Here is a 14,238-nt window from a genome sequence, read left to right as displayed (position 1 = left end):
CTCACCTCGGCAATTTCGCGATCGCCTCGCTCAGCTCGTGGATCTCATACGGCTTGCGCAGGATCGGGAAATCGCCGCGCACGTCGGCGGCGGCCTCGCTGTAGCCGGTGGCGAGCAGGATCGGCAGGCCGGGGCGGATCAGGCGCAGATGATGGGCGAGGGTGAGGCCGTCCATCTTGCCGGGCATCACGATGTCCGAGAAGACGAAGTCGACGCCGTTTTGCTCGAGCTCGCGCAGCGCGGATTCCGCGTCGGGGACGCGGCGAACGCGGTAGCCGAGCTGCTCCAGCAGACCGATGCTGACGATGGCGACATCCGGATTGTCCTCGACCAGCAGCACCGTGCCGCTGCCGCGGAACGGCATCACCTCCGCCGTTTCCCGCGCCGGCACATCCGTTCCGCGCGGCAGCAGGATGCTGAAGACCGTGCCCTTGCCGAGCTCGCTTGCGACCTTCACCGTGCCGCCGGCCTGGTGCGCAAAGCCGTGCACCTGGGACAGGCCGAGACCGGTGCCCTTGCCGATCGGCTTGGTGGTGAAGAACGGCTCGAAAATCTTGTCGACGACGTCGGCGGGAATGCCGAGCCCGGTGTCGGCGATGTCGATCGCCACGAACTCGCCGGCGAGCGGGGCCTCGTCCAGTACGACGTTGCGGGCGCTGATCGTCACCGTGCCGCCGTCGGGCATCGCATCTCGGGCATTGATGACGAGATTGAGCAGCGCAGTCTCGAACTCCGAGACGTCGGTCCTGATCGGCCAGATCTCGCGGGCGATGTCGAAGGTGATGCGCACGGCGCTGCCGACGCCGGCGTCGAGCACCTCGCGGATCGCCCCGATGCGCTCGGAAAAGTCGATCGCCTGCGGGTTGACGCTCTGTCGCCGCGCGAAGGTGAGGAGCTGGTTGGTCAGCGCGGCGCCGCGCCTGGTCGCAGTCTCGATCGCCGAGATCGCGCGCTGGAGCTTGGCATCGTCGTCGGCGCCCCGCTTCAGGGTGTGAAGGCTGCCGCTGATGATCATCAGGAGATTGTTGAAATCATGAGCGACGCCGCCGGTGAGCTGGCCGAGCGCATCGAACTTCTGGGACTCGGCAAGCTGCTTCTGCATCGCCTCGAGCTTGAGCTCCGTGTTGCGTCGCTCGGTGATGTCGCGCGTGATCTTGGCGAAGCCGATGAGCTCGCCGTCCTCGTAGATCGGGTCGATCACGACGCTCGCCCAGAAGAAGGTGCCGTCCTTGCGGACGCGCCAGCCTTCCTCCTCATAGCGGCCCTTGTCGCGGGCGATGCCGAGTGCGCGGGCGGGCTTGCCGTTGGCCCGGTCGGTCTCGGTGTAGAAGCGCGAAAAATGCTGGCCGACGATCTCCTCGGGCGAATAGCCCTTGATGCGCTCGCCACCGATGTTCCAGCTCGTGATGATCCCCTTGGGATCGAGCATGTACAGGGCGTAGTCGGCAACTCCTTCGACCAACAGCCGGAAACTGCGTTCGCTCTCGAACAAGTCTCTCTGCTGATTGGACTTTCTAATCATTTCGGCCACCCTGCCTCGACCCGTGCAAACGCCGAATGGGGCGCTTGGTTCCCGATCTCTGGGAAGTTTTTAGGCAAATGCAGCCGCCGGTATGCAGGGGGGGAGGCCGCCGGGAGCACTTGACACTCAATCTCATCCGTCAGATATTTCTGTCATGACAGAAATAACCGGAAAGAAGAAACTCCCCGCCGCCGTCGAGCGCTTCATCCTGCATTGGGGCGACATGGGCGACGGGTGGGGCGTCAACCGCTCCGTCAGCCAGATCCACGGGCTGCTCTATCTCGCGGAGGCGCCGATGACCGCCGAGGACATCGCCGACACGCTCGGCATGGCGCGCTCCAACGTCTCCAACTCGATCAAGGAGCTGCTGGCCTGGAACCTGATCCGTCGCGTGCCGATCCTCGGCGACCGCCGCGATCATTTCGAAGCCGAAACCGACATCTGGGAGGTTGCGGCCCGGATCGCGGCACGGCGCAAGGAGCGCGAGCTCGATCCGGCGATCATGGCGCTCAGGGCCTGCGTGTCCGATGCGGCCGACGATCCGACCATCAATCCGGTCGCAAGCAAACGGCTGAAGGAGATGCTCGCCTTCACCGAACTCGCCGACCACTGGTTCATGCAGATGCTGAAGGTGCCGCGGCCGCGGCTGGTCGCCCTGATGCGGCTTGGCGAGAAGATCGCCAACCTGCTGCCGCTGGGCAAGCTCAAATAGCGCGAGGGAGGGTGCGATGACGTCGGCTCGATTATCAGGCTCCAGCGCATCTCTTCCCGTTCACACCAAACTGCTCGACGACCGCCGATTCCGTGCGCTCCTGTCGGACGAGGACTGGGGCCGCCTGCCGCTCGCGACCTGGCGGCGCTTTTCCAAACGCGTCGCCGACGGCGACAGTGTCGTGTATGTCGGCGTGGTCGACGAGGTCGCCTTCAGCGACGCCGGCTGGTGGTTGGCGCAACTCGTACGCCTGGTCGGCGGGCCATTGCCGACCGGCCGCGACACCGGCGTGCCGATGATCGTGACGGTCACCGAGGACGCCGCAAGCGGCGGCCAGACCTGGACGCGCATCTGCGCGCGCAAGCGCGGCTTTCCGCAGGTGATCCATTCCGCAAAACGCTTCGCCGGCCCGACCGGGCTCGAGGAATATGTCGGCTTCGGCGTCTCGATGGCGCTGCGCATCGCGGTCGAGGACCAGGTGCTGACCTTCCGCAGCGCTGCTTACGGCCTCCAGCTCGGACGCCTGTGGATCCCGTTGCCGCGATGGCTCACGCCGGGCGACCTCACGGTGACGCACAGCGATCTCGGCGAGGGCGCCTTCCGCTTCACCCTCGATGTCACCCACCCGCGTTACGGCGCGCTGATCCACCAGTCCGCCACCTTCAGGGAGGCCGTATCATGACGCCGCTGTTGTGGATCCTCATCGCCGTCCAGATCGTGATGGGCCTGTTCGACACCTTCTATCACCACGAATTCACCGAGCGCCTGGCCTGGCGGGTGTCGCAGCGCTTCGAGCTGAAGCTGCACGGCATCCGCAACATGCTCTATGCGCTGCTGTTCCTCGTGCTCGGCTGGCTCGAGGTTCATGGCGCGCTGGCGCTCTTGATCGTGGCGGTGCTTGTTGCCGAGATCGTCATCACGCTGATGGATTTCGTCGAGGAGGATCTGAGCCGGAAGTTGCCGCCGAGCGAGCGGATCAATCACACGCTGCTGGCGATCAACTACGGCGCCATCCTGGTGCTGCTGCTGCCGGCGCTGATCGATTGGGCGATGCAGCCGTTCGGCGTGACCGTCGCGTATCAGGGCCTGCTCAGCAGCGCCGCGACCGCCTGCGCGGTCGGCGCTGCGCTCTGCGGCGTCAGGGATTTTGCGGCGGTGCGCCGGCTCGGCCGCATGACGTGCGTGCCGGCGGCAGGGCTCGTCGAGAAACTTCCGGACCGCAAGACCGTGCTGATATCAGGCGCCACCGGCTTCATCGGCAGCCGCCTCGCGGCGAGCCTCAGCGGGGCAGGGCATCACGTCATCGCGCTCATTCGCACCCCGGCGAAGGCCGAGCTGCTGCCGCCGCCGGTGACGCTGATCACCAGCCTCGATCAGCTCGCCTCGGACATGCGTATCGACGCCATCGTCAATCTCGCCGGCGAGCCGATCGGCAACGGCCTGTGGACCGAGGCGAAGCGCGCCGAGATACTGAAGTCTCGCATCGACATGACCGGCGAGGTCGTCAAGCTGATCGCGCGGCTCGACCACAAGCCCGACGTGCTCATCAGCGGCTCCGCGATCGGCTGGTACGGGCTGTGGGCCGACCAGGTGCTGACCGAGTCGGCGAAGTCGCATGCCTGCTTCAGCCATGAGCTGTGCGCGGCCTGGGAGCAGGCGGCGCGGCCCGCGGAAGAGCTCGGCGTGCGCGTGGTCTATTTGCGCATCGGCCTCGTGCTCGGCACCGAGGGTGGCTTCATCACGCGCATGCTGACGCCGTTCGAATTCGGCCTCGGCGGGCCGCTCGGCACCGGCCGGCAGTGGATGTCCTGGATCGAGCGCGACGATCTCATCCGGCTGATCGCCTACGTGATCGCGACCCCCGATCTCGCCGGGCCCGTCAACGCCACGGCGCCGATCCCGGTCACCAATGCAAAGTTCACCGAAGAGCTTGGCCGCCGCCTGCATCGGCCCGCCGTGTTCCGCATTCCCGGTGGCCTGCTGCGCCGGATCGGCGGCGGCTTTGCCGACGAGCTGCTGCTCGGCGGTCAGCGCGTGCTGCCGAACAAGGCGCTGAGCCGCGGCTTTGTGTTCCGCCACGAGACACTGCGCAGCGCGTTCGAGGCGATCTTGTGAGGTGATGTGATGTCAGGCGGCGACGCTCTTGAACGTCGCCGCCACCGCACGCAGCGCAGCCAGCTTGGCGGGGTCGCTGACCTTCGAATGCAGCATGACCTTCGAGCTGCCGAGTTTCGGCAGCCTGTGTGCGGGGCCGATGTCGATGAGGCCGGGTGGCGCGATCCGCCGCGCCAGCGGCGCGATCGCAAGTCCGGCAAGTGCGGCCGCGACCACCGCCGTGACGCCGCCGCCGACAAATCGCTCGCGCCAGGCGAGGCCGGCCTTGTCGAGCGCACGCACGGCAACGGCGCGGACGCCGCAGGGCGGGGCGAGCGTTGCGAGTGGCAGCGGCTCGCCCTTGGGCAGGGCGAAGCGGCGTGACGCGAACCAGCCGAATTCATCCTCGGCCAATTTCTCGCCGCCGCGGCGGCTGCCTTCCTGGCGAACGATCACCGCATCCAAGTCGCCCGCGTCATAGGCGTCCTGCATCTCGCGCGAGAAGCCGATGGTGACGGCGAGCGTGAGGTGCGAGGACATCGCGTGCAGCCGTTCGAGCAGCGGCACCAGCTCGGGCCCAGCTGCGTGGTCGGAGATGCCGAGCGAAAGCGACTGCGCGACGGAGGCCTCGCCGGACAATGCGCGGTCATGCGCCTCGATCAGCGCGCGGGCGCGTTCGAGGAATGCTGCGCCGTCGGCGGTGAGCCGGACCGCGCGCGGCGAGCGCTCGACGAGCCGCTTCCCCAGCAACGTCTCCAGCCGTTGCAGCTTGAGGCTGACGGCGGCCTGCGTCGTGCCGAGCGCTTCGGCGGTGCGGGTAAAGCTCTGGAGGTCGGCGACCAGCAGGAAGGCCTTGATGGTGGCGATGTCGAGCGTGGCTGTCATTATGATTTGTTATCACTGGTATCAATAGAGATAAGATACCAAAATGGAGAAGGGAGGTCTAGCTTCTCATCAGCGCCGCGCAAGACCTGCGCGACATCTTGAGGAGAACGACCATGCCCCTGATCACCGTGTCCTACACCACCTCTCGCCAGTCACCCTCGCTGAAGGCCGACATCGCGAATGCCGTGTCCGAGCTCACCGCAAAAATCCTGCACAAGGATCCCAAGGTGACCGCCATCATCGTGAAGTCGGTCGATGCCGGCGACTGGTTCGCAGGCGGCCAATCGCTCGCCGAGCAGAAGCTCGCCAGCTACTGGATCGACATCCATGTCACCGAAGGCACCAACACCAAGGACGAGAAGGCGGCCTATCTCGCCGCGATGTTCAAGCGCATGGCCGAGATCCTGGGCCCGCTGCACCCCGAGACCTATTTGCATGTCGACGAGGTCAAGGGCGACGCCTACGGCTTTGGCGGCCTGACCCAGGAGCGCCGCTACATCGCCGGCAAGCTCGAGGTTGCGCTGAAGGCGGCGTGATGTTGCAGGCCGCGGGTGAACAATCCCACCCGCGGCCTGAAGCCATCAGCTCGCCGCGCGGAACTGCACTTCGGCGTTGTTGATGAAGCACGTCTTGTCGAACAGCTTCAAATCCAGCGGGTTCGGCAAGCGGACGTCGCTGAGGTCAGGGCAGGGCTTGACCGCGGGATCATAGGATCGATCGATCTGCGAGATGAAGACGACGATCAGCCCCTTGTCGCGCGCGAACGATTTCAGTGCGCACACCTGAACGGTCAGATCAGGGTTTTCCCGTCTCTGGTCGAGCAGTTGCAGATAGTCGATCACCACGACCGTGCCGCGGGGAGAAGCGGCCATCTGCTTGACGACGTAGTCGGCGCTGATCGCGTCGGAGCAATCGACCTCGAACATGTCAGCGAATTGCGCGGGGTCCACGCCGATCGCCCGAAGGCGCTCCAACACATCTCTCTCGGTGTATTCGAGCGAGAAGAACGCGGCGCGATGGCCCGACTTCATGGCCTCCGCGGCAAGCTCGAGGCTCATCAGCGTCTTGCCCTGGCCGGGGCGCGCCCCGACCAGCACAAGGTCACCGGGGCGGAATTGCGGGAACAGCCGATTGGCCGGCGTCATCGCCGCGGCTTTCGCCGCAAGCATGCTCCAGGCGGCAAAACCTTCCGTCGTTGCGATGCGGTCAAGCGCGTCGTGGAGCGGAATGCCTTCCTCGCGGGACAGGCGTTTTGCTTTCCGCTTCAGATGGTAGATGGGTGCAGACAACTTCATCGAGAGAACCTCCCATTGCGAGCATGATCGCAATCCCTCCTTATGCCTGGCGCTCGAACAGTCGGTCCGATGATCTAGTCGCCCGGCATGACGTCTGCTTTCCCGGCGGAGGGGGGAGGCGTGGGCGGCGCCGGGATGAAGCGTAGCTGATTCCGCGCGCGCGGAGAACGCGGGCGGTGGGTCTCCAACAGGAAAGCGCCTAAGCGGCCGCTTCCGGCACCAGCGCGCGGGTCGGCCCGAACAGCTCTTCGAACGCTTGCCGAAGCGCGACGTCGACATCGGCCATGGTCACGAGCTGGCCGAGATCGACCAGCGAGGTGACGCCGTAGCGGGGATCGGCGACGCCGCAGGGCACGATGCCGGCGAAATGCGACAGCTCCGGCTCGACATTGATGGCGATGCCGTGGAACGACACCCAGCGCTTCAGCCGGACGCCGATTGCGGCGATCTTGTCTTCGTGCTCGGGCCCCTTGTCGGGGCGCTTCACCCAGACGCCGACCCGGTCCTCGCGCCGCTCACCGCGGACGTTGAAGGCGGCGAGCGTGCGCAGGATCAATTCCTCCAGGCTCGCGACATAGGCCCGCACGTCCGGCCGGCGCCGCTTGAGGTCGAGCATGATGTAGGCCACCCGCTGGCCGGGCCCGTGATAGGTCAGCTGCCCGCCGCGCCCGGTGGCAAAGACCGGGAATCGGGAGTCGAGCAGGTCGGATTCCTTGCCCGAGGTGCCGGAGGTGTAGAGCGGGGGGTGTTCGAGCAGCCAGACCAGCTCCGGAGCCTCGCCCGCTGCGATCGCGGCGACCCGCGCCTCCATGGCGGCTACGGCCTCCGGATAGGGCACCGGCGCGTCCGAGATCCGCCACTCCACGGGCGTGCCTGCGGAGGCGGAAAACGACGTCAAATCGAGGTCTTGACGCTGGTCTTGGCGGAGGTTGTGAGGCGAATTAACCATTGGCTAACCATAACGTGGTGATGATTGCAGGCGCAAATGCTAGTCTCAAGTTGCGGCGGTCCTGACAGTGCCCACTCTCGATAAAGTCACCGTGGATCTCATGGTCGTCCTCGGGACGACCACCATGCCGATCCATCAGGTATTACGTCTTTCCCGCGGCGCCATCATCGAGCTGGACGCAACCGAGGCCGACGAGGTCAAGGTTTTGGCCAACAACCTGCCGGTCGCCTCCGGCGTCGTGCTGGTCGATCGCAACCGGATCGCGGTCGAGGTCAAGCAGATGCTGCCGCGCACGCCGGGCACGCGGTAGCGGCCTGGGCACGCGGTAGCGGCCTGGGCACGCGGTGGCGGCCTGGGCACCCGATAGGGCCGATCCGGGCAGGGAGAGATTTTCCTGCCAAGCTTGTGGAATTCAGGGCCTTTGCAGGCTTGTACCCCTCTGATGGATTTGTTAGATCGGCGCCGTTGATCCGGCCGGCCCTCAAGCCTCAGGCCGGCATCCCCAAAGCGCTCGTGGCGGAACTGGTAGACGCGCTGCCTTGAGGTGGCAGTGAGTAAAATCGTGGGGGTTCGAGTCCCTCCGAGCGCACCAAAAGCCGAATTTGGCTTTGAAATCCCTGAAGTTTTTCTGATGTAAGGCCCGGGACTGGCACCACGCCGGCCCGTTTCACTGCGTCGCTTGCGTCGGTCGAAGCCGTCGCGTGACCGGTCCGGTCGAACGCGGCGAACTTCCTCATGATTCCGCCGACGCCGTCGATCGATCCCGCGATTCGCCGACGTGATGGCGTGCGCTGGCGGCGCGGGGCTTCGTCCATCGCGGATGACCGCGGAACGATGGCTGTCGGACGCGCATTGCAGCCGATGAGCTCGCCGCGGAGATGCCGTCGCGCGGCCATGCGTTTGACGGTGGAGGACGATGAGGGACAGTGCGGAAATTGCCGACATCCGGGATGCGGTTCACCTCTGCATCGACATGCAGAACATCTTCGCCCCCGGCGGTCTCTGGGCGACGCCCTGGATGGAACGGGTACTGCCGGCGATCGTCTCCATCGTTTCCCGCCGCCAGGCCAGAACGATCTTCACGCGCTTCATGACCCCTCAGGATCCGGACGATCGTCCCGGACAGTGGCGCAGCTATTTCCGTCACTGGAGCCAGGCGACCCGCAGGCACTTGCCGCCATCCGCGCTCGATCTCGTGCCAGCTCTGAGCCGGTTCGTTCCTCCAGCCGCTGTCATCGACAAGCCGGCCTATTCCGCGTTCAGCAATCCCGGCCTTGCGGGCCTGTTGCTCGAAAAGAGCGTCGGGACGGTGGTGATCACGGGGGCCGAGACGGACGTCTGCGTCCTGTCGACGGTCCTCAGCGCAGTCGATCTCGGCTTCAGGGTCGTCATCGTCGAGGACGCGCTGTGCAGCTCGTCCGATGTCGGGCACGATGCGCTGATGACCATGTATCGCACCCGCTTCCACGGCCAGGTCGATCTGGTGACCGCGGAAGAACTGGCGGAGTTCTGGCGGGAGTAGGGTGATGACCCGGCCCCTTCAGCCATATTCCTCGCCGATCCCGTATTCCTTGTAGATCTGAAGCGGATCCGACTCCGGAAACAGGCGGCACTTGGCCTGGGCGAGGTGCAGGCTCACTGCCGCGGGCTCCTTGCCGCTGGAGAGCATCTTGCGGATGTCGTCCATATGCGCGCTCGGCTGGTGCTTCGGCTCGAGCTGCTCCAGCGCGACCAGCGCGGTCGCGAGGGCCTCGGTCAGAACCCAGTCGTCGTGGCCCGTGATTCCCTTCTTCGGCATCGGCAGACCCCACGTGTGGCGGCAGCTCCAGTCTATCGCGACTTCCGCCAAATCGCCATTGAGCGTTGCGGACGCCCGCGTGCGGGACAGGCCGGCCGTCGTGGCCCGGCTTGCATTATGGCCGCGCGTGGCTAAAAGGCGGCGAGTTGTGGGCGGATAGTATCTTTGTTGAAACCAAGTTGGCGTAGACGGGCCTGCGCGGCATTCAGGCCCGCTTGCACGTCTTCTCTGGGCTGGAGCCAGTATGGTCTTTCTAAGCTTCGTCTACCGCTTCGTGACCAACTTCGCGTTCATGGCGATGGTCTATTTCAGCCTCAACTTCCTGGAGAAATATCAAAACCGGGCGATCGTCGCGATCCTGGTGCTGGTCTATACCGGCATGCGCGCGGCCTCGACGCTGCGTGCGTTCTACTTCTTCCAGAAGATCGAGAAGCTGGAAGCCGAGACCAAGCGCCTTCAGGCCCCGATCAACGACGGCTCGGGCGGAACCTCGACGCGCAAGCAGATCGTGGTCGACGTTGCGCGGCTGCGCCGCGACGGCGAGCTCAAGTCCTATATGGACCTGTTCTTCCTGGCGCTGATCGTGCTGCTCTGCGTCGCCAACATCATGCGGCAGTAGAGCTTACTGCGCGCGCTTCTTCAGGCTGGCCACGCGAGTCGGACGCGGCGCGGCGCCCTGTGCAGTGCTCTTGGGGGCAGTGTTTCTGGCGACCGTGCCCTTGGCCTGCGCGGCATGCTTCGGTGCGCCGTGCGCAGCGTGGGCGGTTCGGTGTGCCTGCGACTTGGCAGCCTTGCCCTTAGCCGCACGGGGCGTCTCGGCCGCCATTGCCAGCCGTGTCGCGGCACGCCGTGACAAGGTCGTGGACAGCAAGACCTCGACCGAGCCCTCGGGAATCGCGAACAGATCGCGGTCGGGCACGGGGAGAGTGGCGGCGACATTCGCCTGCGCCATGGTCCGGCGCGGCAGCAGCGGCTGATGCCCGGTCTGCGCATTGAGATCGGCAAGCGATGGCGCCGGAAGCGTCTGGGTCTGCGTGAACACGAAGTTCGGCACGGCCGGCCAGCGCGCGATCGGCACGGTCTCGGTCGGCGGATGCAGCAGCCATTCCACCGGTGTGGTCGGCGTCGCCGGCCGCTCCGCGGTCGCAGGCACCACATGCACGATGCGATAGCCGCGCGCCTTCAGGTCGCGGATGATCTTGGGCAGCGCCGCCACCGTGCGGGCCTGGATGTCGTGCAACAGCAGGATGCCCTTGCCCTTGGCCTCCAGCCGCTGGATCGCGAGCTGGTAGACGCGATCGGACGACACATGCCGCCAGTCGTCAGCGGGGAAATCGGCGCTCCAGACCTGAATGCCGCGCGAGATCAGATAGTTCTCGACGCCCTCGGCGCGCATCAGGCCGGGGATGCGGAAGAACGGCGCGAGCTTGGACGGATCGGTCATCGCGGCCGACGTCCATTCGATGCCGCCGTTGATCTCGGGCTCGAATTTTTCGATCGGCATGCGGTCGAACGTCAGCGGATGGTTCATGCTGTGCGTGCCGACGGTGTGGCCCGCCGCCACCAGCTTGCGCACCCCTTCAGGGTTCGCCTTGGCCTGGCCGCCGATGATGAAGAAGGTCGCCTTGATGCACTCGTCGGCGAGGATCTGGAGCACCTGGTTGGAATATTTCGGCAGCGGACCGTCGTCGAAGGTCAGGACGACCTCGTGGTCCTTCAGCGGCAGCGTCTCGCGGTACTGCATCGTGCCGATGCGCGGATGCTCGTGCGGATCGACCACGAGGGTGCGGGAGGTCCCGAGCGCATCCGGGTGGCCGGGGCAGTCGGCTGCAAAGGCCGCCGGTGTGCCAACGGTCAGCAAGCCCAAACATAGGACGATCCACGATCGCGTCCGAACAACAACGCTACTTCCGATCATGAATCCCGTCTGCCCTCATATGCGATTGCCGCCATAGTAGGTCGGAGACATCAGGAAACGGTTCAGGCACCAGAACTTTTCCCAGGACGCGCCCGCCTCAATACTTGCATGGCGTATCATGAACAGACTGTTAATAGGGCCCAAATCACCCCATTTTGCACTGGCGTGACATTCCGGCATCAGCGCGTGTCGGCATTCTTCTGCGCTGCGCCCGCCGGGACGATGTGAACCACCCGATAGCCGTTCTCCTTCAGATACCGCAGGAAGGCCGGCATGATCGCAGCCGTGCGCGCCTTGGGATCGTGGAAGAGGATGATACCCTTGCCGGCGGCGGCGAGGCGCTCGGTGACCAGCTTCAGTTCCTGCTCCGGCGTTATCTCCTCCCAGTCGCTGGCCCAGAGATCGGCCCCGAACACGACGATGCCGCGCGACTGGAGCAGGTCGAGCTCGGCTTGCGTCGCCTCGAAATAGGGGAAGCGGAAGAACGGCGTCGAGGGCGTCGTGGTCGAGGTCCCGTGCAGCGCCATCTCGTCGGCGGCGATGCCGCGGTCGATCTCGGCCGTGGCCTTGTCGAACGGGATCCGCGCCATGAACGGGTGCGACCAGGTGTGGTGGCCGACGGTGTGGCCCTCGCGCGCGATGCGCTTGACCATGTCAGGGTGTTCGGAGGCGTGTTGGCCGATCAGGAAGAAGGTCGCGCGCGCGCATTCCTGCGCCAGCGCCGCCAGCACCTTCGACGTCGTCGGCGGATGCGGGCCGTCGTCGAAGGTCAGCACGACCTCGCGATCGGCAAGCGGCAGCGTCTCCGGAAAGCTCTTCAAGCCCACGCGCGGCGTGGTCCTGGCGTCGACGCTCAGAATGCGCGAGGTGCCGAGCGCATCCTTGCGCGGGCACTCGGCGGCCTCAGTCGAGGCGACGCCGGCGAGGGCCGCGAGCACCGCGCCCGCCGACATCGATGTCCAGCTCAGTCGAAGCATCTTTGCCATTGCGCTCGGAGTTGCCTTGTGGGTATTGCCTGAACCATCAGCTCATACCACTCGTTCCAACCTGTCAAACGGCGAGGCGCGCCATGGACGAACATATGGACGGTGCCCCATCCGCCGAGGCCTCGGTACTCGACCACGTGCCGATGCGCAATGAAGACGGCGAAATTCGTCACGAATTCGTCGAGGAGATTGCCCGTGCGATCGAGGCCGGCGACAGTGCGGCGCTGCGCGCCTGCGTTGCCGAGCTGCACGAGGCCGATCTCGGCGACCTGATCGGCGCATTGGAGCCCGACGACCGCGTCCGCCTGGTCGAGCTCACGGGCCGCGACTTCGACTTTTCGGCGCTGAACGAAGTCGACGAGAGCGTCCGCGAGGAGATCCTCGATGAGCTGCCGCCGGAGACGGTCGCGGAAGGTGTCCGCGAACTCGAGTCCGACGACGCGGTCGAGCTGCTGGAGACGCTCGACGAGGACGAGCAGGAGGAGATCCTCGAGAAGCTGCCCTTGCGCGAGCGCGTCGCGCTCGAGCGCAGCCTGCTGTATCCGGAAAATTCCGCCGGCCGCCGGATGCAGACCGAGTTCATCGCCGTGCCCCAGGATTTCACCGTGGGGCAGGCGATCGACTACATGCGCGAGACGCCGGATCTGCCCGACCGCTTCTACGAGATCTATGTCGTCGACAAGGACCAGCACTGGCAGGGCGCGGTCTCGCTCGACGTCCTGCTTCGCGCCCGCCGTCCGGTGGCGCTTGCGGAGCTGACCGACGAGGATCGCCGCCGCGTCTCCGTCCTGGAGGACCAGGAGGAGGTGGCGCGGATGTTCGGCAAGTACAACCTCGTCGCAGCGCCCGTGCTCGACACCCAGGACCGCCTGGTCGGTGTCATCACCGTGGACGACGTCGTCGACGTCATCGAGGAAGAGGCGGCCGAAGACCTCAAGGCGCTCGGCGGCGTCACCAGCGACGAAGAACTCTCCGACACCGTGTTCACCATTGCGCGCGCCCGGTTCAACTGGCTGCTGGTTAACCTCGCCACCGCCTTCCTGGCGTCCTCCGTGCTCGGCCTGTTCGAGGGCCAGCTGGAGAAAATGGTCGCGCTCGCGGTGCTCGCGCCGATCGTGGCGAGCCAGGGCGGCAACGCCGCGACCCAGACCATGACGGTCGCGGTGCGCGCGCTCGCGACCCGCGAGCTCGGCTCCTCCAATGCCTGGCGCGTGGTGATGCGCGAAGGCCTGGTCGGCCTCGTCAACGGGCTCGCCTTCGCCGTGATCACGGGCATCGCCGCGGTGGCCTGGTTCAAGATCCCGGGCCTCGGCATCGTCATCGGGCTTGCGATCATCTGCAACCTCGTTGCCGGCGCGCTCGGCGGCATCCTGATCCCGATGGCGCTCGAACGTGTCCGGGCCGATCCGGCGGTGGCGTCGGGGACGTTCGTGACGACGGTGACCGATGTGGTCGGGTTCTTCTCCTTCCTCGGGATTGCGACCTTGTGGTTCGGGTTGAGGTAGGGGGCGGTCGCGTTCGTAGCCCGGATGGAGCGTAAGCGTAATCCGGGTTGCCCGCGGCGCGCGCTTCCCCGGATTGCGCTGCGCTCCATCCGGGCTACGGGCAACTATCTTTAATCCGAACTTAAGCGACCTGACGCATCATCGCCCTCGCTTGGGGGAATGGATATGCGGTTGCGGCTTAAGGCGGACGGACGGATCGTCGAGTTGCGGGACGGGCAGGAGTTTCCGGTCCAGCCGGCGGCCAATGCCGCACCGGCCGACACCGGCTCGCTCGCGGTGCGCGACCTGCGCCGCCGCGCCTGCCTGACCCAGATGGAGTTCGCGGCCAAGCTCGGCGTTCCCGTCGAGACCATCCGCAACTGGGAGCAGGGCAAGCGCGCCCCGCGGGGACCGGCCCGCGCGCTGCTCGCCGTGATCGCGCATGCGCCCGACACCGTGTTCCAGGCGCTCGCCAAAGCCTGACGACAAGGCCTGAGCTGCGAACCTCCCGTTAGCATTGCGCTGAATAACCGGCCCGATCGCTCCCGCTTCCGTTGGCAGTGTCACGGGCGAGGTCCATAATGGCGCGTGGCTG

Annotated in this window: 16 protein-coding genes and 1 tRNA gene; 10 read left to right on the top strand and 7 right to left on the bottom strand. The window is 65.9% G+C overall.

Annotated elements, in window-relative coordinates:
* Nucleotide 1: 1 nt before the first annotated feature.
* Nucleotides 2-1,522, bottom strand: coding sequence for a PAS domain-containing sensor histidine kinase (locus E4K65_RS30750; protein ID WP_167771275.1), 1,521 nt, complete (start codon nucleotides 1,520-1,522; stop codon nucleotides 2-4).
* Between the two features lie 154 nt (nucleotides 1,523-1,676).
* On the opposite strand from E4K65_RS30750, the gene E4K65_RS30745 reads away from it, so the two are divergent.
* From E4K65_RS30745 to E4K65_RS30735, 3 genes are read left to right on the top strand one after another with little or no spacing between them, the layout of a single operon-like run.
* Nucleotides 1,677-2,234: a GbsR/MarR family transcriptional regulator gene (locus E4K65_RS30745; RefSeq protein WP_135177305.1), complete on the top strand. Its 558-nt coding sequence runs from the start codon at nucleotides 1,677-1,679 to the stop codon at nucleotides 2,232-2,234.
* 16 nt (nucleotides 2,235-2,250) lie between these two features.
* On the top strand, nucleotides 2,251-2,916 hold the full coding sequence (locus E4K65_RS30740) for a DUF4166 domain-containing protein (protein ID WP_135177304.1): 666 nt from the start codon (nucleotides 2,251-2,253) through the stop codon (nucleotides 2,914-2,916).
* Nucleotides 2,913-4,349, top strand: a complete 1,437-nt coding sequence (locus E4K65_RS30735; protein WP_135177303.1) for a TIGR01777 family oxidoreductase — start codon at nucleotides 2,913-2,915, stop codon at nucleotides 4,347-4,349. Before E4K65_RS30740 ends, E4K65_RS30735 begins: the two co-directional genes overlap by 4 nt.
* Before the next feature lie 12 nt (nucleotides 4,350-4,361).
* On the opposite strand, the gene E4K65_RS30730 is transcribed toward E4K65_RS30735, so the two are convergent.
* Nucleotides 4,362-5,213, bottom strand: a complete 852-nt coding sequence (locus E4K65_RS30730) for a LysR family transcriptional regulator (protein WP_135177302.1) — start codon at nucleotides 5,211-5,213, stop codon at nucleotides 4,362-4,364.
* Between the two features lie 113 nt (nucleotides 5,214-5,326).
* On the opposite strand from E4K65_RS30730, the gene E4K65_RS30725 reads away from it, so the two are divergent.
* On the top strand, nucleotides 5,327-5,749 hold the full coding sequence (locus tag E4K65_RS30725; protein ID WP_135177301.1) for a tautomerase family protein: 423 nt from the start codon (nucleotides 5,327-5,329) through the stop codon (nucleotides 5,747-5,749).
* Between the two features lie 45 nt (nucleotides 5,750-5,794).
* Here E4K65_RS30725 and E4K65_RS30720 read toward each other — a convergent pair whose 3' ends face one another.
* Both E4K65_RS30720 and lipB read right to left on the bottom strand, forming a co-directional pair.
* Nucleotides 5,795-6,508 (bottom strand): DNA helicase, encoded by a 714-nt coding sequence (locus tag E4K65_RS30720; protein WP_135177300.1) that lies wholly within the window; start codon nucleotides 6,506-6,508, stop codon nucleotides 5,795-5,797.
* A gap of 199 nt (nucleotides 6,509-6,707) precedes the next feature.
* The gene (lipB, locus tag E4K65_RS30715) at nucleotides 6,708-7,457 is read right to left on the bottom strand and encodes a lipoyl(octanoyl) transferase LipB (RefSeq protein ID WP_135177299.1); all 750 of its coding nucleotides are present in this window, start codon (nucleotides 7,455-7,457) and stop codon (nucleotides 6,708-6,710) included.
* 67 nt (nucleotides 7,458-7,524) lie between these two features.
* Between lipB and E4K65_RS30710 the strand changes: the two genes are divergently transcribed.
* From E4K65_RS30710 to E4K65_RS30700, 3 genes are all read left to right on the top strand, one after another.
* Nucleotides 7,525-7,767 carry a FliM/FliN family flagellar motor switch protein gene (locus tag E4K65_RS30710; RefSeq protein ID WP_011088012.1) on the top strand — a complete coding sequence of 81 codons (243 nt, stop codon included), beginning with the start codon at nucleotides 7,525-7,527 and terminating at the stop codon, nucleotides 7,765-7,767.
* Between the two features lie 197 nt (nucleotides 7,768-7,964).
* Nucleotides 7,965-8,049 (top strand) — tRNA-Leu (locus E4K65_RS30705).
* A gap of 324 nt (nucleotides 8,050-8,373) precedes the next feature.
* Nucleotides 8,374-8,979, top strand: a complete 606-nt coding sequence (locus tag E4K65_RS30700; protein WP_135177298.1) for a cysteine hydrolase family protein — start codon at nucleotides 8,374-8,376, stop codon at nucleotides 8,977-8,979.
* A gap of 18 nt (nucleotides 8,980-8,997) precedes the next feature.
* On the opposite strand, the gene E4K65_RS30695 is transcribed toward E4K65_RS30700, so the two are convergent.
* On the bottom strand, nucleotides 8,998-9,255 hold the full coding sequence (locus tag E4K65_RS30695; protein ID WP_027549326.1) for a hypothetical protein: 258 nt from the start codon (nucleotides 9,253-9,255) through the stop codon (nucleotides 8,998-9,000).
* A gap of 244 nt (nucleotides 9,256-9,499) precedes the next feature.
* Between E4K65_RS30695 and E4K65_RS30690 the strand changes: the two genes are divergently transcribed.
* Entirely contained in the window at nucleotides 9,500-9,874 is a 375-nt protein-coding gene (locus E4K65_RS30690; RefSeq protein WP_027549327.1) for a hypothetical protein, read from the top strand.
* Between the two features lie 3 nt (nucleotides 9,875-9,877).
* On the opposite strand, the gene E4K65_RS30685 is transcribed toward E4K65_RS30690, so the two are convergent.
* Both E4K65_RS30685 and E4K65_RS30680 read right to left on the bottom strand, forming a co-directional pair.
* Nucleotides 9,878-11,173: a polysaccharide deacetylase family protein gene (locus E4K65_RS30685; RefSeq protein WP_135177297.1), complete on the bottom strand. Its 1,296-nt coding sequence runs from the start codon at nucleotides 11,171-11,173 to the stop codon at nucleotides 9,878-9,880.
* Nucleotides 11,174-11,352: 179 nt separating this feature from the next.
* Nucleotides 11,353-12,159 (bottom strand): polysaccharide deacetylase family protein, encoded by an 807-nt coding sequence (locus tag E4K65_RS30680; RefSeq protein WP_135177296.1) that lies wholly within the window; start codon nucleotides 12,157-12,159, stop codon nucleotides 11,353-11,355.
* Between the two features lie 83 nt (nucleotides 12,160-12,242).
* Between E4K65_RS30680 and mgtE the strand changes: the two genes are divergently transcribed.
* Both mgtE and E4K65_RS30670 read left to right on the top strand, forming a co-directional pair.
* Nucleotides 12,243-13,664 (top strand): magnesium transporter, encoded by a 1,422-nt coding sequence (gene mgtE / locus E4K65_RS30675; protein WP_135177295.1) that lies wholly within the window; start codon nucleotides 12,243-12,245, stop codon nucleotides 13,662-13,664.
* 159 nt (nucleotides 13,665-13,823) lie between these two features.
* Complete coding sequence (locus tag E4K65_RS30670; RefSeq protein ID WP_135177294.1) at nucleotides 13,824-14,126, top strand: helix-turn-helix domain-containing protein; 303 nt, start codon at nucleotides 13,824-13,826, stop codon at nucleotides 14,124-14,126.
* Nucleotides 14,127-14,238: the final 112 nt, after the last annotated feature.

The organism is Bradyrhizobium niftali (genome assembly GCF_004571025.1).
In the GTDB taxonomy this organism is placed as follows: domain Bacteria; phylum Pseudomonadota; class Alphaproteobacteria; order Rhizobiales; family Xanthobacteraceae; genus Bradyrhizobium; species Bradyrhizobium niftali.
Note: the sequence above shows the minus strand (reverse complement) of the source record. Positions and strands in the feature narration are given on the sequence as shown.